This is a genomic window from Pseudoalteromonas sp. McH1-42, assembly GCF_022347845.1.
Lineage (GTDB): Bacteria > Pseudomonadota > Gammaproteobacteria > Enterobacterales > Alteromonadaceae > Pseudoalteromonas > Pseudoalteromonas rubra_D.
The window spans coordinates 311,488-334,006 of sequence record NZ_JAKRFU010000002.1; the positions used below are offsets into that span (position 1 = coordinate 311,488).

17 protein-coding genes are annotated in these 22,519 nt (G+C 49.7%); 7 read left to right on the top strand and 10 right to left on the bottom strand.

From position 1 onward, the window contains the following. Nucleotides 1-41 precede the first annotated feature (41 nt). Nucleotides 42-1,811 (top strand): class I poly(R)-hydroxyalkanoic acid synthase, encoded by a 1,770-nt coding sequence (phaC, locus tag MHN31_RS03375; RefSeq protein ID WP_125559811.1) that lies wholly within the window; start codon nucleotides 42-44, stop codon nucleotides 1,809-1,811. Nucleotides 1,812-1,840: 29 nt separating this feature from the next. Here the strand turns inward: phaC and MHN31_RS03380 are convergent, their stop codons facing one another. Beyond that, nucleotides 1,841-2,707: a hypothetical protein gene (locus MHN31_RS03380; RefSeq protein ID WP_239443447.1), complete on the bottom strand. Its 867-nt coding sequence runs from the start codon at nucleotides 2,705-2,707 to the stop codon at nucleotides 1,841-1,843. Nucleotides 2,708-2,993: 286 nt separating this feature from the next. Between MHN31_RS03380 and speA the strand changes: the two genes are divergently transcribed. The 3 genes from speA to MHN31_RS03395 all read left to right on the top strand — a co-directional run bounded on the left by speA (nucleotide 2,994) and on the right by MHN31_RS03395 (nucleotide 7,990). Continuing rightward, a complete protein-coding gene (gene speA, locus MHN31_RS03385) occupies nucleotides 2,994-4,907 on the top strand; it encodes a biosynthetic arginine decarboxylase (protein ID WP_239443448.1) in 1,914 nt (637 codons plus the stop codon). Next, on the top strand, nucleotides 4,908-5,828 hold the full coding sequence (gene speB, locus MHN31_RS03390; RefSeq protein ID WP_239443449.1) for an agmatinase: 921 nt from the start codon (nucleotides 4,908-4,910) through the stop codon (nucleotides 5,826-5,828). It begins immediately after the preceding gene. Between the two features lie 275 nt (nucleotides 5,829-6,103). After that, nucleotides 6,104-7,990: a hypothetical protein gene (locus MHN31_RS03395; protein WP_239443450.1), complete on the top strand. Its 1,887-nt coding sequence runs from the start codon at nucleotides 6,104-6,106 to the stop codon at nucleotides 7,988-7,990. Nucleotides 7,991-8,495: 505 nt separating this feature from the next. Here the strand turns inward: MHN31_RS03395 and cysS are convergent. Continuing rightward, nucleotides 8,496-9,875, bottom strand: a complete 1,380-nt coding sequence (gene cysS, locus MHN31_RS03400) for a cysteine--tRNA ligase (RefSeq protein ID WP_239443451.1) — start codon at nucleotides 9,873-9,875, stop codon at nucleotides 8,496-8,498. 206 nt (nucleotides 9,876-10,081) lie between these two features. On the opposite strand from cysS, the gene MHN31_RS03405 reads away from it, so the two are divergent. After that, entirely contained in the window at nucleotides 10,082-10,576 is a 495-nt protein-coding gene (locus tag MHN31_RS03405; RefSeq protein WP_125563452.1) for a peptidylprolyl isomerase, read from the top strand. Between the two features lie 82 nt (nucleotides 10,577-10,658). Next, entirely contained in the window at nucleotides 10,659-11,381 is a 723-nt protein-coding gene (locus tag MHN31_RS03410) for a UDP-2,3-diacylglucosamine diphosphatase (RefSeq protein ID WP_125563454.1), read from the top strand. A gap of 1 nt (nucleotide 11,382) precedes the next feature. Here the strand turns inward: MHN31_RS03410 and miaE are convergent, their stop codons facing one another. Beyond that, on the bottom strand, nucleotides 11,383-12,174 hold the full coding sequence (miaE, locus tag MHN31_RS03415) for a tRNA isopentenyl-2-thiomethyl-A-37 hydroxylase MiaE (RefSeq protein WP_125563456.1): 792 nt from the start codon (nucleotides 12,172-12,174) through the stop codon (nucleotides 11,383-11,385). A 340-nt stretch (nucleotides 12,175-12,514) separates the two neighbouring features. On the opposite strand from miaE, the gene MHN31_RS03420 reads away from it, so the two are divergent. Continuing rightward, a complete protein-coding gene (locus MHN31_RS03420) occupies nucleotides 12,515-13,114 on the top strand; it encodes a Yip1 family protein (protein WP_239443452.1) in 600 nt (199 codons plus the stop codon). A 120-nt stretch (nucleotides 13,115-13,234) separates the two neighbouring features. Here the strand turns inward: MHN31_RS03420 and purF are convergent, their stop codons facing one another. The 7 genes from purF to MHN31_RS03455 form a co-directional block, all read right to left on the bottom strand. Then, the gene (purF, locus tag MHN31_RS03425; protein WP_125563458.1) at nucleotides 13,235-14,761 is read right to left on the bottom strand and encodes an amidophosphoribosyltransferase; all 1,527 of its coding nucleotides are present in this window, start codon (nucleotides 14,759-14,761) and stop codon (nucleotides 13,235-13,237) included. Nucleotides 14,762-14,779: 18 nt separating this feature from the next. Next, nucleotides 14,780-15,274, bottom strand: a complete 495-nt coding sequence (locus MHN31_RS03430; RefSeq protein ID WP_010382727.1) for a CvpA family protein — start codon at nucleotides 15,272-15,274, stop codon at nucleotides 14,780-14,782. Nucleotides 15,275-15,335: 61 nt separating this feature from the next. Beyond that, entirely contained in the window at nucleotides 15,336-16,034 is a 699-nt protein-coding gene (locus MHN31_RS03435; RefSeq protein ID WP_138539461.1) for an SPOR domain-containing protein, read from the bottom strand. 12 nt (nucleotides 16,035-16,046) lie between these two features. Beyond that, entirely contained in the window at nucleotides 16,047-17,309 is a 1,263-nt protein-coding gene (gene folC, locus MHN31_RS03440) for a bifunctional tetrahydrofolate synthase/dihydrofolate synthase (protein ID WP_138539460.1), read from the bottom strand. A 21-nt stretch (nucleotides 17,310-17,330) separates the two neighbouring features. Beyond that, nucleotides 17,331-18,206, bottom strand: a complete 876-nt coding sequence (gene accD, locus MHN31_RS03445; protein ID WP_125563464.1) for an acetyl-CoA carboxylase, carboxyltransferase subunit beta — start codon at nucleotides 18,204-18,206, stop codon at nucleotides 17,331-17,333. Nucleotides 18,207-18,371: 165 nt separating this feature from the next. Beyond that, entirely contained in the window at nucleotides 18,372-19,169 is a 798-nt protein-coding gene (truA, locus tag MHN31_RS03450) for a tRNA pseudouridine(38-40) synthase TruA (protein ID WP_125563465.1), read from the bottom strand. A 94-nt stretch (nucleotides 19,170-19,263) separates the two neighbouring features. After that, nucleotides 19,264-22,519: FimV/HubP family polar landmark protein (locus MHN31_RS03455; protein ID WP_275446727.1), on the bottom strand; the 3,256-nt coding region annotated here is incomplete at its 5' end.

Sequence of the window (22,519 nt, forward strand, 5' to 3'; positions counted from 1 at the left end):
ACAAGACACGTGCAATCAATTTGCCTATTAGGACACGAGTAATGGATACCGATAACACAGATCTTAATAAAACGCTGACGGCCTGGTGGCAGTACAATCAAGATCTCTACACTATATTCAGTAATAACCTGCTCAAAGAAAACCCCGTTCAACAAGCCCTGAACGAGCAAAGTGCCCGGGATTTTGGTGTCTGGTTGAACGAAATAGCGAAGCAGCCAGAAACCTTTGTTCAGCATCAGTTTGACTGGTGGCAGGAACAAATCAAAATTATGCAACAAACCTGGGGACAGGGGTTCGACACCGAACAACCTGATATCATCGAAACAGAGCGTGGGGATCGCCGTTTCAAGGCCGATGAATGGCGTGATAACCCTTGGTTTAATTACATTAAACAAAGCTATTTGCTATTTGGTCAGTCTTTACTGTCGTCTATCCGTGAAACACCGGGACTGGATGACAAACTCAAAGAGCGTCTGGAGTTTTTTGCCCGCCAGGTGGTGAACTCTATCTCCCCGAGCAACTTCATTTCCACTAACCCTGAGCTGCTTAAGCTGACGTTAGATTCAAAAGGTGAAAACCTGATCAAAGGGCTGGACATGTTTAAAAAAGACCTGGCCAAAAGCGGTGACATGCTGCGGATCAGCATGACTGACGAACACGCTTTTGAGCTGGGTAAAGACATCGCGACCACCCCAGGACGCGTGGTATTCCAGAATCATTTATTCGAACTTATTCAGTATGATGCCACCACCAAAGATGTATTCAAAACGCCTTTGCTGATCGTGCCGCCTTATGTCAATAAATACTATATTTTGGATCTGAAACAGCAGAACTCACTGGTGAAATGGTCTGTTGATCAGGGCCATACAGTGTTTATGATTTCTTGGAAAAACCCGGATGCCAGTATGGCTGATGTGGGTTTTGAAGACTACATTGTAGATGGGGTCATTGCGGCACTGGATGCCATTGAAAAGCAAACCGGTGAAGCCTATGTCAATGCCGTAGGCTACTGCATTGCAGGTACTTTGGTCACCACAGCGATGGCGTACTTTGTTTCGAAACGTATGAAGCACCGTATTAAGAGTGCAACCTTATTAACGACCCTGTTGGATTTCTCACAGCCAGGTGAGATTGGCGTGTTTGTCAATGAGCCAACGATTTCTGCGCTGGAAAAATACAACCTGCAAAATGGCATCATGCATGGTCACTTGCTGGGTGTTTCTTTCAGCATGCTGCGCGAGAACAGTCTGTACTGGAATTACTACGTTAATAACTACCTCAAAGGTGAGGCCCCCATGGATCTGGACCTGCTGTACTGGAACGGCGACAGCACCAACCTCACCGCAAAATGTCATAACTTCATGCTGCGCGACCTGTATCTGGAAAACCGCCTCGTACAACCTCGCGAAATTGAAGTCAGAGGCACCAAGATAGACCTCAGTAAAGTCAAACAGCCTGTGTACATGTTATCAACACGGGATGACCATATCGCCCTGTGGCAGGCTACTTTCCAGGGCATTCAGCACACCAGCGCAAAAACCACGTTTGTACTGGGTGAATCTGGCCACATTGCTGGTGTGATCAACCCACCAGCCGCGGAAAAATATGGTTTCTGGTATGGCCCGGAAGCAACCGGTGAAGCCAATGCCTGGTTGGACAAGGCCAAGCATCAGAGTGGCTCATGGTGGCCACACTGGGGTAAATGGTTAAGCCAGTATGTGGACGAGAAAGTGCCCAAGCGCGTCACCAGCAGCAAAACCAATCCAGGCATTTATGCTGCGCCCGGAGAATACGTTAAAGTTAAAATCTAATCGACTAAGAGGCTGCCAATTGGCAGCCTTTATTTTTGCCGGAGCTGCTCACTGTGTCTAGCTGACATCATATGTAAACCACTCAGCCTGACGGCCTGCTTGCTTAATCTTGGAAAATCCTGACGTAGCTTGTAACTGTGATAAAGATTACTGAAAATACTGCTGCGAGAGAGCCTGTCCAGCTGACTCAGAAACACCTTTGCGCTATCTGGCTGCCCTGCTGGTGCCTGCGCCCTGCAACAGGTCTGATAACGCTTTAGCAAACTCACCAAAGTCAGAGCAGGATCTTTTTGCCGCAATGCCAGCTCCGCTTCTATAAAAAATGCCGCACCACTCCAGTAAACACGCGCGTGAGCCCTGAGCCGCCACATATCCTCACTGACCCGGGCAAGTGGACCCGGTGTCTCCCAGGTGCCCAATCGGCCCCGCTCCAGACCCGCCATGATCCGCTGTACGTACTCATCAGTGGTGATCACACCGCCGTGCAGCATAATGACGTTTTGTAAATAGGTGGCAAGGCCTTCTGCTAACCAGAAGTCCGGATAATCGAGCAAAGGATGATACAGGTGGGCCAGCTCATGATACAGGGTCCAGTCGCTGATCAGCTGCTGCTGCGTTGCGAAATAGCTGATATGCAACTCGATTCCATCCACTTCGGAGCGGTTTACGGCCCCCCAGGGGACCGGATCACTACTCAAATAAACATTCTGTAGCTTCACAGGCAGCTGAGATTGTGCCAGGGGGCCCAAAGTCTGCTCAGTCGTTCTGAGCCCCTGGTTCAGCCAACTTTTAACAATGGTTTGCTGCTTGCCATCGAGCACATGCAAATCCTGATAAACCACTTCCGTGGCCCAGCCCTGCGAGCACAGTAATACGACCCCTATCAATCCGCGCATCACGCCTCCTGTTAGCCTATTTCTCTCACCATAACATACACCAGCTACTTGTTCCCCACCTTGACAAAGTGGGCGTACGTAATTTTGTTTTATGGCCAAAAGCGCTGATTGAGATCACTGAGAACACTTACATCCTCTCCTGCCTGGTTCTGAGTCACACTCCTTCAGTGAAAAACTCACTCGTAAAGAGCAAAATTTCTTGTTAGACACGCAAGTCGATTGTCCGTTTAATGCGCTCCATCACCAAGACTTATTGAAATCACTTTTTACCTATTAAGGAACGTTAATGACAGATTTGATCTCTTCTGAGCAGGCACGTGAATGCTACAACGTGCGCCACTGGAGCCAGGGCTTCTTTGGTATCAATGATCAGGGAGAGGTAACCGCCATGCCGACAGTAGATAACCCGGGGCACGCCGTTACTTTGACACACATTGCCGCGCAGATTAAAGCGCAGGGCTATGGCTTACCAGCTTTAGTGCGGTTCCCACAGATCCTTGAGCAACGTGTCAATGACATCTGTCAGGCGTTTAATACAGCCATTGCAGACTACCAGTATCCCAAAGACTATCTGCTGGTTTACCCCATCAAAGTAAATCAGCAAAGAGAAGTGGTTGAAGGGCTGATCGCCAGTCAGGCCGGCAAAGAGAAAAAACAGTTGGGCCTTGAAGCAGGCAGCAAAGCTGAGCTATTGACCGTGCTGGCATTGAGCGAAAAAACCAGTGCCGTGATCGTGTGTAACGGCTACAAAGACCGCGAGTACATCCGCCTGGCGCTGATCGGCGAAAAGCTCGGCCATCGGGTGTATATCGTGCTCGAGAAGCGCTCCGAGCTGGATCTGGTACTGGCCGAAGCCAAAGCACTGAATGTGACGCCAAGACTGGGCCTGCGTGTTCGTCTGGCTTCGCAGGGTAAAGGGAAGTGGCAGGCAAGCGGCGGTGAAAAGTCTAAGTTTAGCTTGTCCGCGTCTCAGGTGTTAACTGTGATTGAGCAGCTAAAACAAGCTGACATGCTGAGCGCATTGCAACTGGTGCATTTTCACCTAGGGTCGCAAATGGCCAACATTCGGGACGTACGCTTAGGCGTAAGCGAAGCGGCACGCTTTTACTGCGAGCTGCGCAGACTGGGCGCTAACCTGATCAACCTGGACGTCGGCGGTGGCCTAGCGGTGGACTATGACGGTACACGCAGCCAGTCACATAACTCGATGAATTACAGCCTGGCTGAGTATGCCAACAATGTGGTGTACACCATAGGTGATACTTGTCAGCAATATAACCAGCCGATGCCGACCATTATTTCGGAATCGGGTCGGGCGCTGACGGCACATCATGCGGTGTTGATCACTGATGTAGTAGGCACCGAGAGCTATCAGCCAGAGCAGCTAACCGCGGTTGCCAGCGATGCCCCGCAGCTGCTGCGTAATATGTGGCGTTCGTGGCAGGCACTGAGCAAGCAAAGCGACGACAGAGCGCTGATTGAGCTCTATCACGACACGCAAGGCGACCTGGCGGAAGTACATGGACAATTTTCCATGGGCATGCTGTCGCTGGAGCAACGCGCCTGGGCTGAGCAGGTAAACTTGCGTATTTGCTACGAATTGCAGCAAAGAATGGACAACAAAAACCGTTTTCATCGTCCGATCATCGATGAGCTGGGCACCAAACTGGCCGACAAGTTCTTTGTGAACTTCTCCTTGTTCCAGTCACTGCCCGATGCCTGGGGCATAGATCAGGTATTTCCTGTGCTGCCGCTGAGCGGCCTGACACAGGCGCCGAAAAAGCGTGCGGTGCTGCTCGACATCACCTGCGACTCAGATGGGGCGGTGGATCATTATGTTGATGGTCAGGGCATTGAAAGTACCCTGCCTGTGCCCGAGTATACGGCGGATTCGCCCTACTTGCTGGGCTTCTTCCTGGTCGGTGCCTATCAGGAGATCCTGGGCGACATGCACAACCTGTTTGGCGACACCCACAGTGTGGTGGCCCGGGTGGATGCACAGGGTCAGCTACAAATGGACGACATCGACGCAGGCGATAGCGTGGCAGATATGATGCGTTACGTACATCTGGACGTAGCAGCATTTAAAGAGAACTTTATTGCCCAGGTCAATACCCGACTGGACCAGGCCGATCAGGCCATGTGTCTGGCCGAGCTGGCGTCGGGCCTGGAAGGCTACACCTATCTGGAGGAGTGCTAAGTGACACAGTTGTTCGACCATTGCGACCACTCGTTATACTCAAACGGCATGACGTTTTTACGTCAGCCCATGGTGCGCGACATCGCCCATATTGAGTCCGACGTAGTGGTGCTGGGGTTGCCATTTGATTTGGCAACCTCGGGACGCCCTGGTGCCCGTCTGGGTCCGGATGCGATCCGTCGCGCCTCGGTCCACTTAGCCTGGGAAGGTAAACGTTACCCATGGCAATTTGCGCTTTGGGACAAAATTAGCCTGCACGATGCTGGCGACTTTACTTATCCGGTGGGGGATCCGGAGTACTTTACCGCGCAGCTGGAGTTGGCGGCAGAGCAGATCCTCCATCAGGGTAAAGCCTTACTTGGATTGGGCGGCGACCATTTCGTCACTCTGCCCTTATTGCGGGCGCACCAGAAGATACATGGCAAAATGGCCTTAGTGCATTTTGATGCCCATACCGATACCTACAGTCAGGGCTCGCGTTATGATCATGGCACTATGTTTTTTCATGCCCCCAGAGAAGGGTTGATCAGTCCGGAGCACTCCATTCAGCTGGGGATCCGCACTGAGTTCGAGCAAAGTAATCATCGCTTTGCCGTGGTCGATGCAATGCAGGCCAATGATATGGATGCCCAGGCCATTGCCGAGCAGATAAAGGCCAGAGTCGGCGACCTACCGGTCTATCTGACCTTTGATATCGACTGCCTGGATCCGGCCTTTGCGCCCGGCACCGGCACGCCGGTGTGTGGTGGCCTGAGCAGCGACAAAGTGCTGAAGATACTGCGCGCACTGCAAGGGATTAATATCATTGGTATGGACGTGGTGGAAGTCTCACCCTCATACGATCAGAGCGAGCTGACGTCCATCGCCGCGGCCACCATCGCCTACGAATTGCTCCATTTATGGGCTATTCGCCACAAATAATTTGAGGCGCCTGCGGGCGCTTTTTTGTTGCTTTCAGCACAAAACTTCCGCGCAAAAAACGTCCCAAACCATGCCTTTTTCGTATCCTCTTTGTTTACTATCACTGCTAATTTATTGCTGTGTGAAAGGCGGTTGCTCAGAACGTCGCCTTTTGCAGAGGTGCAGTGCGCTCTGTCACAAAGTGATGTGCACTTAACTCACAGCCACACAGCGTTGTGTAGCACACTGCAACAAAATGGATGACGTCTTTTTGGTCAATTGGAATGGTCAAACTTATGAAAACACCTAATTATACAACACTCACTCTCGGAGCTTTATCGCTCGCTTTTTCTCTTCCTCTGCTGGCAGCAACCAGCGATAACGCCAACTCAGGCGTGGGGATTAATCTTACCGGCATTAATTACTGGTCCAGTCAGTGGACCACGCTGAATGTCATGAAGCACGCTTCTAACGGCAGCGGTCAGCTATGGGCAACCAGTAATGCTCATACCTGGGAATACAACACCGGCCATCAAGCGTTGCTGGACCTGGACGAGCAAGGCTGGCCGCGATCTTTACCTAGCGACTCACCCGATGCGCCTTTTCACTATGTCACCACCATTATTTATCACGATAACCCGCACCACCCAGTCGGTGAATTTGTGATCTTATATGAAGGTGAAGGGGAGCTCTATTACTCGGGCCCTGAACTCATCAGCTCAGAACCCGGACGCGACGTGGTACGTATGTCTGAAAATAGTTTCTTCCATTTACAGATCCACGCCACTGACCCAAACAATACCGGCAACCATATCCGCAATATCCGTATTATTGCGCCGGGCGGAAGCTGTAGTAACGCCGCTACGGATTACGCCGCCAATGCGGCAGACTGTGTTAACCCTGAGCAGTTTGTCGCGTTCGAGCAAAGCTATCAGGAACGGATATTCCATCCACTCTTTTTGGATGATATGCGCCAGTTCCGTACTTTGCGTTTTATGCAGCTGCTCAGCACCATAGACAACCCGGTTCAGCACTGGGCGCAGAGAAACCAGTACGATTACGCCAGCTGGGCCCTCAATGGTGGCAGCCCCTATGAAGTGGCCATTGCCATGAGTAACAAATTAGGTGCGGAGCCCTGGTACACGCTCCCAGTCCGGGTGGATGATGAGTATATTCGTCAGTTTGCCCGGCTGCTAAAAACGCAAAGCGAAGGCAACTCATCAATTTATGTAGAGTTTGGTAACGAGCTGTGGAACAACGCCTGGCCGTATATTTTCGATGGCCTGTATCTGGAGGAGCAAGGTAAAACCCTTTGGCCCGACACCAGCTACCACGACATTGAATATCGCATGAATTACTACGGGCTGCGCAGCGCGCAAATGTGCGACATCATTAAGACTGAGTTTGCAGAGGATGCCGGCCGTATACAATGCGTGATGGGCGGTCAGACTGGGGTACCCTGGATAAGCGAGCAAGCACTAAACTGCCCTATTCACGCAGCTGGCGTCGGTCAACGCTGCGCCGATAATATGGATGTACTGGCGGTGGGCAGTTACTTTGCCGGATACTTTGCCGATCAAAAGTATCTGCCTATTTTACGGGATTGGGCCAGTGACGGCGCTGAAGGCCTGAATAATCTGTTCGAGGAAATGGACTCGGGCATACTGCATGGCCTGACTTACAACCCCGATGAGCCACCCTGGTGGCAGGCTCCTGAACAGGGTGCACTGGCGCAGGCCAGAGACAACATTCAGGGCAACCTGGCACTGGCACAGCAAGATGGTTTGATGCTCGCAGCTTATGAAGGCGGCCAGCACCTCACCTATGCCGGAGATATTCGCGACGGGCGAGATACCATTAGCGAGGCTTTATTCCTGAGCGCCAATCGCGATCCGCGCATGGCAACGGCATTTACCAACCACCTGAACGATTGGCAGGCATCCGGTGCTGGACTATATGTGGTATTTGAAAGCATCGGTCGCTGGGATAGCTGGGGCGCATTTCCGCTCAAAGAATATCAGACTCAACCCCGTGAGCAGGCACATAAATACGATGCCGTGCTGAGCTTTATAGAGCAGACGCCCTGCTGGTGGGCAGGCTGTACACAAAACCTAAACGATGGGAACAGTCCGAATAGCCAACCTGCTGGTGGCGTGCCAGTCAGCGCCCAACCGACTCATTAGTACAGCGTGGTTGCCAGCAGTAGCTGACAACCTTTACTTGCTAGAGTATCTTTTTGTCATGGGTTTCGGGCCTAAGCAAGGCCTTGAAGCCCTCACCAACGAACCAAAACAACGCCTTATCGGTTTGTTTGTCATCAATCTGACATTTTTTCAAATTTTTTACTAAAGAAGTCGTACAGCCGGACGATACACTAATCATGGCAGGCAGTGACTATCTCTTCCATCGCCATGACTTTAAAAGCTTTATCAACTTATACCCCAAGATAGTGCTAATTGATACGGCTCGTTCCTGGTCTTTGGCTTTGAACGAGCAATCACCTTCTCATGTTAAATTAAATCCGTAAAACCCCACTTTCGGGCTTCTTTCCAGACAATATAACGAAAATAATGCCAAAAACGCTGCTTTCTATACAAAAATACACGCTTTGAAACTGAGCTTGCAGAAAAGAAAAAGGCATATGCGAACACATATGCCTTTGTAAAAAAGTTATTATATTACTTTATGTTAAGCTTTTCGCCAGGTGGTTTTACCGGCGCTGTCTTCCAGCACCACGCCCATTGCGGTCAAAGCATCACGCGCGGCATCGGCGGCAGCCCAGTCTTTGTTAGCACGGGCATTTTTACGTTGCTCTATCAAGGCTTCAATTTTTGCCACTTCGTCTTCGTCCTGGTCGCCGTGTAAAAAGGCTTCCGGGTCTTGCTGAGCAATACCCAATACTTCTGCCAGTTTCACCAAAATAAAGGCATGTTCACCCGCCGCTTTGGCATCTGAGTCTTTCAGCAGATTTACTTCTTTGGCCAATTCAAAAATCACCGGCAGCGCTTCCGGGGTGTTGAAGTCGTCGTTCATTGCTGCTTCAAAACGTGCAACGAACGGGTTGCCCGCCAGTTCCGTGTCAACCAGTTCAACGCCACGCAGTGCCGTGTAGATACGCTCTAATGATGAACGTGCCTGCTCGAGGTTTTCCTGTGAGTAGTTCAACTGACTGCGGTAGTGACCGTTGATCAGGAAATAACGCACGGTTTCGCGGTCATACGCTTTAAGCACTTCACGTACGGTAAAGAAGTTGCCCAATGATTTAGACATCTTCTCTTTATTGACCTGCACCATACCAGTATGGATCCAGGTATTCACATAACACCCATTATTGGCACAGCATGACTGAGCGATTTCGTTTTCATGGTGCGGGAATTGTAAGTCCGAGCCACCACCATGAATATCAAACAACTCACCCAGATGCTTAGAACTCATTGCGCTACACTCAATATGCCAGCCTGGGCGACCCTCACCCCAGGGTGATGTCCAGCTTGGCTCACCCGCTTTGGCTTTTTTCCATAACACAAAGTCCAACGGATCGTCTTTGCCTTCTGCCACTTCTACCCGGGCGCCGGCCTGGAGCATATCCAGATCCTGCTGAGACAGCTTGCCATAGTCTTCAAAAGTAGAAACATCAAACAGCACATCGCCATTACTGGCAACATAGGCATGGCCTTTCTCAATCAGACGCTCAATCATTTCGATGATCTCGTCCATATGCCCCGTGACAGTCGGCTCAATATCTGCGGGCAGAATATTAAGCGCTTCAAAATCTTCGTGCATGGCCTTGGTCATACGCACGGTCAGTGCATTGATCTCTTCTTTATTTTCTGCGGCACGTTTAATGATTTTATCGTCCACATCCGTGATATTACGTACATAAGTTACTTCGTAGCCTAAATGACGTAGGTAACGATTCATGACGTCAAAAGAGACATAAGTACGAGCATGGCCTACATGGCAGAAGTCATAGATAGTGATACCACACACGTACATGCCTACTTTGCCTTCCACAATCGGTTTAAACTCAGTCTTTTGACGTGTTAGTGTATCGTAGATCTGCAACATGTAGCTTTTTTCCTAAAATTTATCCAAATTCCCAGCAATCATATCACTTGCACCGCTCTGGCTCTATAAAAAATCTTACTCTCATCGGATGAAAAAGTAACAGTTAGTTGACAATTTCGCCGCTCGTCCACTCTGGGACTTTGTAGTTATCGATTTGTGCTATAAAATAGGCTCCTAATATGAAACGTGTAAATCAAGGACCTGTTATGGTTGTTTTACAAACAAACTTTGGCGATATCAAAATCAACCTGTTTGCTGACAAAGCGCCGGCAACGGTTGAGAACTTCTTAAAGTACGTTGAATCTGGTTTTTACAACGGCACTATTTTCCACCGTGTCATTGATGGCTTTATGGTTCAGGGCGGCGGTTTCGAGCCTGGTATGAACCAAAAAGAAGTCGGTGCGCCAGTTAAAAACGAAGCCAATAATGGCGTAGCCAATAAAATAGGCACGCTGGCAATGGCGCGTACGCCTGATCCGCACTCTGCAACGGCACAGTTCTTTATCAATGTGAACGACAATGACTTTTTGAACTTCAGCAGTGAAACGGCACAGGGCTGGGGTTACTGTGTGTTCGGTGAAGTTGCTGAAGGCATGGACATCGTGAACAAGATTAAAGACGTAGCGACTGGCTCTGCGGGTTTCCACCAGGACGTACCGCTGGAAGATGTTGTGATTGAAAAAGCATTCGTTGCTGAGTAAACGACTGCTTTTACAGCTTGAGAGGGATGTACAACACATACGTCCCTCTTCTCCTTTCCAGCCCTAGCCTGAAGTTGTCTCCATGCGCAAAAGCTACTTTATTTCTGATCTGCATTTAACCGAACACCGCCCTGACATCACTGCCGCCTTTTATCGTTTCCTCAGTAAACATATGCAGGATGACGTCGATGCCTTGTATATTTTAGGTGACTTTTTTGAGGTCTGGATTGGCGATGACGAAGGCAATCCGCTGGCACTGGAAATTGCAACTAAGCTGCGCGCAATTTCCGAACGTGGTATTAAATTGTTCTTTATTCACGGTAACCGGGATTTTCTGGTGGGTCAGCACTACGCAAAGCTGTGCGGCATGACCTTACTGCCGGAGCAAACTGTGATTGACCTGTACGGCACCGCGACCGTCATTTTACACGGTGATGAAATGTGTACGCAGGACGAGGTGTATCAGAAATTTCGTAAAAAAAGTCGTGGCTGGTGGTGGCCAAAGCTCATGCTATCTATGCCCTTATGGTATCGTCGTCGGGTAGCACGTAATGCCAGGGAAAAGAGCAAGCAAAGCCAGATGGGAAAAGCACCGGAAATTTTAGATGTGACCGAAGAAGCCGTGCTGGCAATGTTTGCCCGTTACAAAGTCAGCAATATGATCCATGGCCACACACACAGGCCTGATGTCCATCATCATAATGGCCAGACCCGCACAGTACTGGGTGACTGGTATAGTCAAAGCTCTTATCTGGTGGCGACTGAGCAGGGTCAAACCCTCACTCAGCATTCTTTTTCAGACTAGTTCACGCAACCAGCTGTGGCGCTCCACTGTGAAATTTAAAATCACTGTCCGGAGCTAAGATCAGCGCGTTTTCGATCTCTTTGAATTCACCAACCCGGGCCACAATATCGAATCGCTGTGGATCCGTGGCGTCGGCAACTTGCTGTGCCAATTCCAGATAATCCTGATAATGACGTGCTTCTGACCGCAGCAGCGACACATAAAAGCGTCCAATGTCCGGCTCAAGATACGGGGCCAGTTTGGCAAACCGCTCACAGGAGCGCGCTTCGATGAAGGCACCGATGATCAGTTTATCAATCAATGCAGCAGGTTCGAACGTGCGCACATGCTTGATCATCCCAGACGCATAACGGGATGCGTTAAGGCTCTGGACCCGCAACCCTTTCTCGTTAATGATATCCAGCACCTGCTCAAAATGATGTAGCTCTTCTTTGATTAGTCGCACCATCTTATCCAGAATATCCTGATTGTAAGCATACTCAGGCTTTGCGGTTAAGCTACCAATGAGCTCATTCTTACTGGCACTAAACTGACCATCGCCAATTTTACGATAAACAAAGTCTTCATAGGGCTTGATCCAGCCCAGCAAAGTTTGTGCAGAGGCGTTATCTACCGCATATTTACGGATTAAAAAGGCGGCGCTTTGTGCGGCTTTCAGCTCACAATGCATGTGATCAACCAGCAAGGCTTGAAGATGTTCTGGTTTTTTCGCTTCGTCTATCCAGCTGTTGGGCGTTTCACATCCCAGAAACTGATAAATGGGTGCCAGCAGGTCGGCGTACTTCTCTAACATGTCTCAGGTAATCATTCGCAAAAATTGCCCCATTCTACCACAAGCGTGCCAGGGGGCACTATGAGAGGCTGCGAGTTAACACAAGTTTGTGCCAGATCAAAGACGCTGGGATTTCAGATTTGTTTCTTGACAAAAATTAACCAATCTTTCATAACTAAAGTGATGTTGTATAAATTTCATACTCACAGGCGTCGCCAGTGACCCCGTTTTTATGGTGATTACGCAGATTAGCCGCATCCGCTCATGATGTTACTAAGCTGTTATAAAAGACAAGGATTGCACCCGTGATCACCGGGCAACTTAGGCACGTCGGACAACAATCTTTTTTGAGGGGCTCGTTATGATTTTAAATCATCTGTGGGGCTTATATGCCCACCCAATTGAAGAGTGGCAAACCATAGACAACCGCCACGAAAGCGCTACCTACAGTCTATCTCACATTGCCTTGATTGCCCTGATCCCAAGTTTAATGGGCTATTATTCTTCCGTTTATCTTGGCTGGAAAATAGGTACCGAAGATGCCGTTTTCCTTACTCATAACAGTGCCGTATTGATTGGCATTGCGATGTATTTTGCTCTGATCATTGGTGTATTCGCACTGTCTTATCTGGCACACTGGATGGCCGTCACTTTTGGCGCTAAGCCAACCTACACACAAACGCTGGAACTGTCGGCGTATACTGCGACCCCCGTATTTATGTCGGCGTTTGCCGCCTTTTATCCGGAGTTATGGTTTGTGGTCTCGGTGGGTCTGGCGGCGCTTGCCTACTCAGTCTATCTACTCTATACCGGGGTACCTATTCTGATGCACATACCGGAAGAGCGTGGTTTTATCTACGCCAGCTCAGTGGTGACCTGTGGCCTGGTTTTATTGGTGATAATTCTGGCTGCAACCGCGATATTGTGGACGAATGGCATAATCAGTCCTACATTTACCTAGGGAGCGCGCTTATGCCCCGCTAAGGTGTATAGGTCAGCTCGCTTCCTTTGCTTTTATCCTATAGAAATCTAACAAAAAGGGCCGCAATTGCGGCCCTTTTTTTAAACCAATTTGGCTAGATTACTCACCTTCACCAGTTTCCTGATTATGCAGCTCAAGACTAGCCGACATCGCTTTTTCACGTGTCGATTTTGCCGAGTCATTACGCAGTGCATCGATGCGGTTCAGGTAATCCTGATTGACGTCACCGGTGATGTACTGGCCGTCAAACACCGAGGTTTCAAAGCGTGTGATGCCCGGATTCTCAAGCGCAACCGCATCTTTCAGATCCGAAATAGACTGATAAATCAGGCCGTCTGAGCCGATACTGGCATTGATATCTTCCACGTCGCGGCCGTGCGCGATGAGTTCCGCTGCCGATGGCATGTCGATGCCATAGACATTCGGGAAACGTACTTCAGGGGCAGCCGATGCAAAGTACACATTTTTAGCGCCTGCATCACGTGCCATTTCAACGATCTGTGCAGACGTGGTACCGCGTACGATAGAGTCATCCACCAGCAGTACATTTTTACCGGCAAACTCTCTGTCAATGGCATTAAGCTTACGACGTACCGACTTTTTCCGTTGCTCCTGACCAGGCATAATGAAAGTACGGCCAATGTAACGGTTTTTCACAAAGCCCTGACGATAAGGCAAGTCCAGTACGGATGCGATTTCCAGCGCGATATCACAAGATGTTTCTGGGATAGGAATGACTACGTCAATGTCTTTATCAGCCCACTCACGCTTAATTTTTTCACCCAGCTTAGTACCCATGTTGACGCGAGTCGCGTAAACCGACATGTTGTCGATGTTCGAGTCCGGACGTGCAAAGTAAACAAACTCAAAAATACACGGCGCGTGCATGGTTTTGTCAGCACAGATCTGCGAGTAGAACTGACCGTCTTCAGTCACATAGATGGCTTCACCCGGCGCAACGTCACGAACAAATTCAAACCCGTCGATAGACAAGGCCACACTTTCGGATGCGAACATATACTCAACACCACGTTCCGTTTCGCGCTTACCAAATACCAATGGGCGAATACCGTGCGGGTCACGAAAAGCCAGAATACCATGACCAATGATCATCGCGATGGTCGCATAACCACCAGATGCCTGTTGGTTAACTTCGCTGATGGCGTTAAACATATCCGCCGCATCCAGCTTCATTTTATCGTTTCGACCTAACTCATAAGCCAGGATGTTCAGCAGCACTTCGGAGTCAGACGTTGTATTAACGTGACGACGTGCTTTAGTGAACAAACGCTCTTTTAGCTCTTCTGCATTGGTTAAATTACCGTTATGCGCCATCGCGATACCAAACGGTGAATTAACATAAAAAGGCTGTGCTTCTGCCGAACTGGAAGAACCCGCTGTAGGATAACGCACATGCCCGATGCCGATGTTACCCTGCAAACGCTTCATATGACGGGTATGAAACACGTCTTTTACCAGGCCATTGGCCTTGCGCAAGCTGAACGTATTGTTGTCAATGGTAATGATGCCGGCTGCATCTTGGCCACGGTGTTGCAAAACAGTTAAGCCGTCATAAATCGCCTGATTAACAGGAGATGTTCCGACTATCCCAACGATACCACACATTAAAAATTTCCTCGCCGATTAACGGTTTGCTGAATTCAAAAAGCTTGAGTTATGCTCTAGATAGGAAAAAAACCATTCTATTACAAAGCCAAATTCAGGGATTACTTGGGATGCCTGCCACCACGATGTATCGGGGGCTTTGGTGAAGGCATCCAGAAAAAACAACGTGGCGCTAACGACCAGCACGCCCCGCATCGCACCGAACACAATGCCAACCAGGCGATCGGTACCAGACAAGCCCGTACGCTGTACGAGTTCACCTAAGATATAATTGACAAACCCACCTAACACAAGTGTCGCAATGAAAAGTATGGCGATTGCGGCGGCATTTCTTAAAAGGGGTTCTGAAATGAAGGTCAGGAAGGTTGCAAGATATTGGTAAAATAAGCTGGATATGAAAAAGGCACCGATCCAAACCACGAGTGACATGGTTTCTTTTACAAAACCTCTCATCAGGCCAAACACTGTCGAAATACCGACAATTGCAAAGATGGCGTAATCAACCCAGATCATATAAACCAATAAGTCGTTAATTTGGGGCGCATTCTATAAGACACGCCCACCAATTACCAGATCATTTTACCACGGTAAATTGAGTCAGGCGGCCGTTCAACTTAGTTAATTTCTTTAATTCTGGGAGCTTAGCTTCGAGTTTTGCTTTATTTAAATCTGGTCCGACAAACACTTTAGTTAAGGTCCCATTAGGCGTTTTCACCGGGCGGGTAAAGGTCTTGAAACCATTTTGGGTAAGCTTTTTCGTCAATGCGTCGACATTGGACTTATGAGAGAAGCTGCCTAACTGGATCACATAGGCCATTTGCGTAAAGTTAGAGGACTCAGGACGCTTTAACGGCTCGCTTTTTACCTCAGGTGCGGCTGTTGGCGGCGGACTTGATTCAGCTGCTGGAGCAGTCGGCTCAGGCTGCACAGTGTCTTCTCTCGCAACTGCCGTTTGGTCACTCTCAGAGTTATTTGTTTGCGTGTTTTCGGAAACTTCCTCGCTCGATTCAGGCAAAGATAAATCAGTACTTAACTTGGCATCATCCGCTTTGATGTCTTCAACCGTTTCTGCCATCGGCTCAGTGCTTAGTGATGCACGTTCATCGACCCGTGTTTTTAACTCTATGGTCGAGAACTCAGGACGTTCCGGGATAGGCTTAAATCCCTCCTTATAATGGACTTTTTCGCCATCCAGAATATTGGGTATAAACACCACCGCTGCAATCACAACAATGCTGGTGCCGACCAGTCGGTTAATAAATCCTGAGTTCACAACTATTGCTCTCTACTGTTCAAAGTACTGCATGGCCGCAGCCACAGTCACAAATGAGCCAAATACAATCAGTGCCGTGTCCTGATGTTGCTGAGGAAGCAGACTTTGCAGGGCCGAGTCGACACTCGGGAATACCTGACTGTGTTCACTATGCGCTGCAGGCAACAAGGTCAGTAATTGCTCAGCTTGCTCGCCACGGGGGCCTTCCAACGACGCACAGCTCCATTTTTCAACCACATCTGACAGGGCATCAATCACGCTCGCTTTATCCTTATCAGCAAGCATAGCGACTAAGGCATGAATTTTAAAGCCCTGATTTTTCAAACGCATTAATTGCGTTCTCAGGTAACGGGCCGATTCCGGGTTATGTGCCACATCGGTGTAAATCAAGGGTTGCTGGCTAAGCTGCATAAACCGCCCTTCGACTTGTAACGCATCCAAAGTTTGCTTTACAAGCTCGGCATCGGGCAATAAATTAAGCCTGGCAAGGACGGTTAATGCTGTTGCGACGTTTTGTGCAGGAATGGCAGGCTGCGCCAATGTCAGGTCGTGCTCACCATATTGCCAACGTAACCCATCGGGCAAGGGCGTAAAGTGGAAATCGCGTTTTGACAGAATAAGTTCAGCGTTAATTTCCTCACCATAGTCCGTCACCGTATGCGGAATGTTCAGGTCACCTACAATTGCAGGCGTGCCTGTGCGGAAAATACCCGCTTTGTCATAGCCCACGAGCTCACGTGTATCACCCAAGTACTCTTTATGATCGAGATCTATGGTGGTGATCACACTGGCATAAGGTGTAACAATATTGGTGGCATCAAAACGCCCACCCAGACCCACTTCAAGGAGCACGTAATCCACTGCGTGCTGCTTAAACAGCCATAATGCTCCCAATGTGCCGTACTCAAAGAACGTCAGCTCAACCTCTCCACGACCCTGATCCAATGCATAGAAGGCATCAACATGTGACTGATCAGGTAAGGTGTTACCATTGATCCGAACGCGCTCGTTATAGTGGATTAAGTGCGGGGAGGCATACGTACCAACACTGTAACCTTGTGCCAGCAACATGGCTTCAAGGCAACGCGCCGTGGTGCCCTTGCCATTGGTGCCACCAATGAGAATGATTTTACTGCTGCTATTGAGCAGATCGATATTGTTGGCAGCCTGCGCTACGCGCTCCAGGCCCATTGCAATGTTGGCGGGATGTAACTGCTCTAAATAACAAAGCCAATCATTTAGAGTCGATGATTGGCTTGGTGTGGTCTTTGACATAGTGCGCTCAAATTAAAAAATTTACGCTACTCTATGCTCTTGTTCTGTAGAAGGCAAGTTCATGAACTTGGCCAGAATACGTGCCAGTGAGTCACGCATTTCACGACGGTCGATGATCATGTCGACAGCACCGTGCTCCAGCAGGAATTCGCTGCGCTGGAAACCTTCAGGTAGAGTTTCACGTACCGTTTGCTCGATAACGCGAGGGCCCGCAAAACCAATCAATGCTTTAGGTTCAGCCACGTTGATGTCGCCCAGCATAGCCAGTGACGCGGATACACCACCCATAGTCGGGTCAGTCATGACTGAAATAAACGGTAAGCCACGCTCACTCATCTTAGCCAAAGCTGCACTGGTTTTAGCCATCTGCATCAACGACATCAGAGCTTCCTGCATACGTGCACCACCTGACGCTGAAAAACAAACCAGCGGCATATTATGCTCAAGACACTCGTTCACAGCATCGACGAAGCGGGCACCAACAACAGAGGCCATTGATCCACCCATAAATGAAAACTCAAACGCGACGGCAGCAACCGGGATACCTTTAAGGGTACCTTTCATGGCCACCAGGGCATCTTTCTCGCCACTGACTTTTTGTGCCGAAGTAATACGATCTGAGTACTTTTTCGAATCTTTAAACTTGAGTACGTCCTTTGGTTCGTGCTGCGTACCCAGCTCGACGCGACCACCATCGTCTAAGAAACTCTCCAGACGCTTACGCGCACTGATCCGCATGTGATGATCACACTTAGGACAAACATGTAATGACTTTTCCAACTCCGCTTTGTACAGGATTGAATCGCAGTCTGTACATTTTGCCCAAACGCCTTCAGGGATCTCTTTTTTGCCCGTCGATTTAGCCGTTTTAGGTAAGATTTTTTCTAACCAACTCATTTGCAACTCTCTTAGTGCTCAGTCTGTGTCGCTCTCTGCAGATAGCAGATATATTTCCCAATTAAAACATGATTAAGACATCAGTGATATAAAAAACTGGTCTTAGTTGTATCAAATGATTAAGACGCTCGCGCTCAGTTTCGCTTTAGTCATTATTTAACTAAATTAACGAATAGTCACATCTGGTAAGAACAGCGGCCCGGCAGGCGTTGACGGGACCTGCCAACGTTCAGGGTAATCTACATCGACCAGGTACAAGCCATTCGGTTTCGCAGTCGCACTGGCCTGAGTACGGTCTTTAATACGTAATAACTCGGCCATCCACTCTGGCGGGTATTTGCCCACCCCAATATCCATCAAACATCCCGTGATATTGCGCACCATGTGATGCAAAAACGCATTGGCTTTAACATCAATAACAATATAGTCGCCAAACCGATCGACCTGTAAATGATGAATATTACGACACGGCGAATTTGATTGGCAATGCACTGCCCGAAAAGAGGAGAAATCATGCTCACCAATCATCACAGGGCAAGCTGCCTGCATAAGCTCTGCATCCAGCGGGTGGTAGTAATGGGTCACGCCACTGCGTAAAATGCCCGGACGATTGACACTGTTGTAAATCACATAGCGATAGCGTCTGGCCGTTGCACTAAAACGGGCACTGAACTCTTCATGGACCGGTGTGGCGTAGCGCACAGCAATGTCGTCAGGTAGTTGAGAGTTCACTCCGAGTGTGAATGCTTTCATATCCCTTTCAGCATGGGTATCGAAATGGATGACCTGACCAGTGGCATGCACACCCGCATCTGTTCGCCCGGCACAGACCACGTCAACCTTGTGATTACAAATGTTAGACAGGGCTGTTTCCAGCTCCTCCTGAACACTATTTACATTGCACTGACGTTGCCAGCCACTATAATTTCCGCCATTGTATTCAATCCCCAAAGCTACACGCATAAACTACTCAAACTCTCATTTCGAACTTAGCCGCGCATTTTATGCGATCGCCGCCGATAATACCAACTTCATCGTCCCACTCGTGGCAAACGACTTATTTGATCTGCTGTTGGAGTGCCAGCGCTTCAGCCTGTACCGACTCAGGCCCATCAGAAAGAATTTCCTCGACCGCGTTTTGCGCTGAATCAAAATCACCAATTTCAATGTAGGCACGAACCAGGTCGAGCTTGGCAGCATAACCATCTTCTTCCAGATCAACATCTGTGGCATTTTCACCGGCTAGTAGCTCTTCAAAGTCCCCCAATCCCACATCCATATCCGGAGATTGATAAGGCTCTTCCTGCGCAGGTTCATCTTCGCTTTGCGAAAGCAAATCGTCTATCTCCAGGAAGTCCCCTTCTGCCGCAGCCGTTTCGGTGTCGACGAAATCACTGTCGGCTGGTTCATCGATATTCTCAATTTCCAGATCCTGTGCCAACTCTTCACTCAGTAACGCGTCAAAATCCAGCTCTGGTTCTTCTGACAAGGCCACTTCGGAGGTATCCGGTTCTGCCGATTCATCGAGTAAGGCACTGAAATCAGTGTCATTGAGCTCTGCAAGAAACTCATCTTCGATGGCCGCTTCGTCAATATTAATTTCGGGCTCTGGCGTTTCTTCTGTATCATCTTCGTCGGCCAGCTCTCCAAGCTCATCCAAAAATGCCTCTGGCTCTTGTGCGAGTGCCGGTTCTTCAGACGCTTCGGCTTCTTCTGGGTTGCTTTGGGCCAGTTCGGCTAAATCGTCATCCGTGAGCATCAGGTCGGATAAATCATCCTCCAAATCTTCAAGTTCCAGTTCTCCTTCCGGCTCCGACGCCATGGCACTGAGCGCATCTTCTTCATTGAATTCAGGGAAGTCTTCTTCTGCCAGCACATCATTCGCAAGCTCCGCTTCTTCTGCTTCGACTTCTTCTGAGAGGGTCTCTTCTGCCGCTGCGGGCTCAGCCTCCATCGCTTCAAGCGCATCGTCTTCTTCGAGTGCCGGGAAGTCTTCGTCTGCCAGCATGTCATCCGCTAGCAACTCTTCTGGTGTTTCAACTTCTTCTGAAGGAGCCTCTTCTGCCGCTGCTGGCTCGGCCTCCATCGCTTCAAGGGCATCGTCTTCTTCGAATGCCGAGAGGTCTTCGTCTGCCAACGTGTCATCCGCTAGCTCCGCTTCTTCTGCTTCGACTGCTTCTGAAAGCGCTTCTTCTGCCGTTGCTGGCTCAGCCTCCGTTGCTTCTAGCGCATCGTTTTCTTCAAACGACGGGAAATCTCCGTCTGCCAGCGTATCATCCGCTAGCAATTCTTCTTCTGCGTCGACTGCTTCTGAAAGCGCTTCTTCTGCCGTTGCTGGCTCAGCCTCCATTGCTTCTAGCGCATCGTCTTCTTCGAATGCCGGGAAATCTTCGTCTGCCAACGTGTCATCCGCTAGCAATTCTTCTTCTGCTTCGACTGCTTCTGAAAGCGCTTCTTCTGCCGTTGCTGGCTCAGCCTCCATCGCTTCTAGCGCATCGTCTTCTTCGAATGCCGGGAAGTCTTCGTCTGCCAGCGTGTCATCCGCTAGCAATTCTTCTTCTGCTTCGACTTTTTCTAAAGGTACCGCTTCTGCCTCGGGCTCCGCCGCTGCTGGCTCGGCCTCCATCGCTTCAAGGGCGTCGTCCTCTTCAAACGCAGGGAAGTCTTCGTCTTTCAGCGCATCATCCGCTAGCAACTCTTCTGGTATTTCGGCTTCTACTAAAGGCACCGCTTCTGCCTCCGGCTGCGCCGCTGCCAGCTCGGACTCCATCGCTTCAAGGGCGTCGTCTTCTTCGAATGCCGGGAATTCTTCATCTGCCAGCGCCTCATCCGCTAACAGCTCTTCTTGTGCTTCGATCACTTCTGCTAGTGTGTCTTCTGCCGCAGATGGCTCTGCTTCCATCGCTTCAAGGGCGTCGCTCTCTTCGAATGCCGGGAGGTCTTCATCCGCCAGCGCATCATCCGCTAGCTCCGCTTGTTCTGCTTCGACTGCTTCTGAAGGGGCCTCTTCTGCCTCCGGCTCCGCCGCTGCTGGTTCAGCCTCCATTGCTTCGAGCGCTTCGCCTTCGTCAAATGCCGGGAAGTCTTCATCTGCCAGCGCCTCATCCATTAAATCGTCATCCAGAGAGGTGCCTTCCTCTAGCTGCTCTGCGACTGGCTCAACGCTCTGCTCAGTATCCCCTTCCAGCTCTATCTCAAAATCGGGCCCATCCAGATCATCAAAGTCACCACCGAAATCCAGTAAATCATCACCATCTTCATCCAGTTCATCATCGAGTAAACCAGCTGTTTCATCTTGCTCCAGACTTTGCGCGAGTGCTCTTTCAGTCTCACTGACTGCCGACTCAAGGTCATCATCCAGAGAAATCACTTCCTCTTCTGATTCGTCCATCTGCAATTCAGGATAACTGCTCAGTTCTTCGCTGGGTGTGACGGGATCAAGTTCGGTGAGCTCTTCATCTTCGGACAAGTCTATATCTTCGTCGGCGAGTGGATCATCACCAAGGTCAATCTCTACGTCGTTGTCCAGCGCGGTGTCAAAGTTATCCGTTTCAGCTTCGAGCGCTTCCAGTAAGTCATCAACATTTTGCAACTGAGGCGGCGCCTGAGTTTCAGCTTCTTCTGATGGGTGCACCAACTCCTCGGCAAACTCATCAAGTAACTCATCTTCCGTTTCAGCTAACGCGGGTTCATCCGGTTCTGCAACTGGATCAGCGACCTCTAGATCTAATTCAACAGGGCCTTCGGCCTTATCGTGCAATGACTGAAGATCGGCTTCCTCTTCAAGCATACCATCCAGGTGACCCGCACCAGTCGACGAAATAGCCTCAGGTTCTTCCTCTAGTAAGCTGTTCAGATCAACTGGCTCTTCTTCTAGCAAACCATCGAGGTCATCCGGTTCTTCCGTCAGCAATTCTTCTTCCGGCGCTGTGTCAGGCTCTTCTTCTAACAAACCATCGAGGTCATCCGGCTCTTCTGTTAGCAGCTCGTCTTCCGGCGCTGCGTCAGACTGTTCTTCCAATAAACCATCGAGGTCATCCGGCTCTTCTGTTAGCAGCTCATCTTCCGGCGCTGCGTCAGGCTCTTCTTCGAGCAAACCATCGAGGTCATCCGGCTCTTCCGTCAGCAGCTCATCTTCTAACAAACCATCGAGGTCATCCGGCTCTTCCGTCAGCAATGCTTCTTCCGACGCTGCGTCAGGCTCTTCTTCCAATAAACCATCGAGGTCATCCGGCTCTTCCGTCAGCAATGCTTCTTCCGGCGCTGCGTCAGGCTCTTCTTCTAGCAAACCATCGAGGTCATCCGGCTCTTCC

Bases quoted from the DNA above. Each gene is read 5' to 3' on its own strand.
- speA (WP_239443448.1), top strand. From the start codon at position 2,994: ATGACAGATTTGATCTCTTCTGAGCAGGCACGTGAATGCTACAACGTG.
- MHN31_RS03380 (WP_239443447.1), bottom strand. From the start codon at position 2,707: ATGCGCGGATTGATAGGGGTCGTATTACTGTGCTCGCAGGGCTGGGCC.
- folC (WP_138539460.1), bottom strand. From the start codon at position 17,309: ATGTCAAAGACCACACCAAGCCAATCATCGACTCTAAATGATTGGCTT.
- accD (WP_125563464.1), bottom strand. From the start codon at position 18,206: ATGAGTTGGTTAGAAAAAATCTTACCTAAAACGGCTAAATCGACGGGC.
- miaE (WP_125563456.1), bottom strand. From the start codon at position 12,174: ATGTTAGAGAAGTACGCCGACCTGCTGGCACCCATTTATCAGTTTCTG.
- MHN31_RS03420 (WP_239443452.1), top strand. From the start codon at position 12,515: ATGATTTTAAATCATCTGTGGGGCTTATATGCCCACCCAATTGAAGAG.
- phaC (WP_125559811.1), top strand. From the start codon at position 42: ATGGATACCGATAACACAGATCTTAATAAAACGCTGACGGCCTGGTGG.
- cysS (WP_239443451.1), bottom strand. From the start codon at position 9,875: ATGTTGCAGATCTACGATACACTAACACGTCAAAAGACTGAGTTTAAA.
- MHN31_RS03410 (WP_125563454.1), top strand. From the start codon at position 10,659: ATGCGCAAAAGCTACTTTATTTCTGATCTGCATTTAACCGAACACCGC.
- MHN31_RS03430 (WP_010382727.1), bottom strand. From the start codon at position 15,274: ATGATCTGGGTTGATTACGCCATCTTTGCAATTGTCGGTATTTCGACA.
- MHN31_RS03395 (WP_239443450.1), top strand. From the start codon at position 6,104: ATGAAAACACCTAATTATACAACACTCACTCTCGGAGCTTTATCGCTC.
- purF (WP_125563458.1), bottom strand. From the start codon at position 14,761: ATGTGTGGTATCGTTGGGATAGTCGGAACATCTCCTGTTAATCAGGCG.
- truA (WP_125563465.1), bottom strand. From the start codon at position 19,169: ATGCGTGTAGCTTTGGGGATTGAATACAATGGCGGAAATTATAGTGGC.
- MHN31_RS03405 (WP_125563452.1), top strand. From the start codon at position 10,082: ATGGTTGTTTTACAAACAAACTTTGGCGATATCAAAATCAACCTGTTT.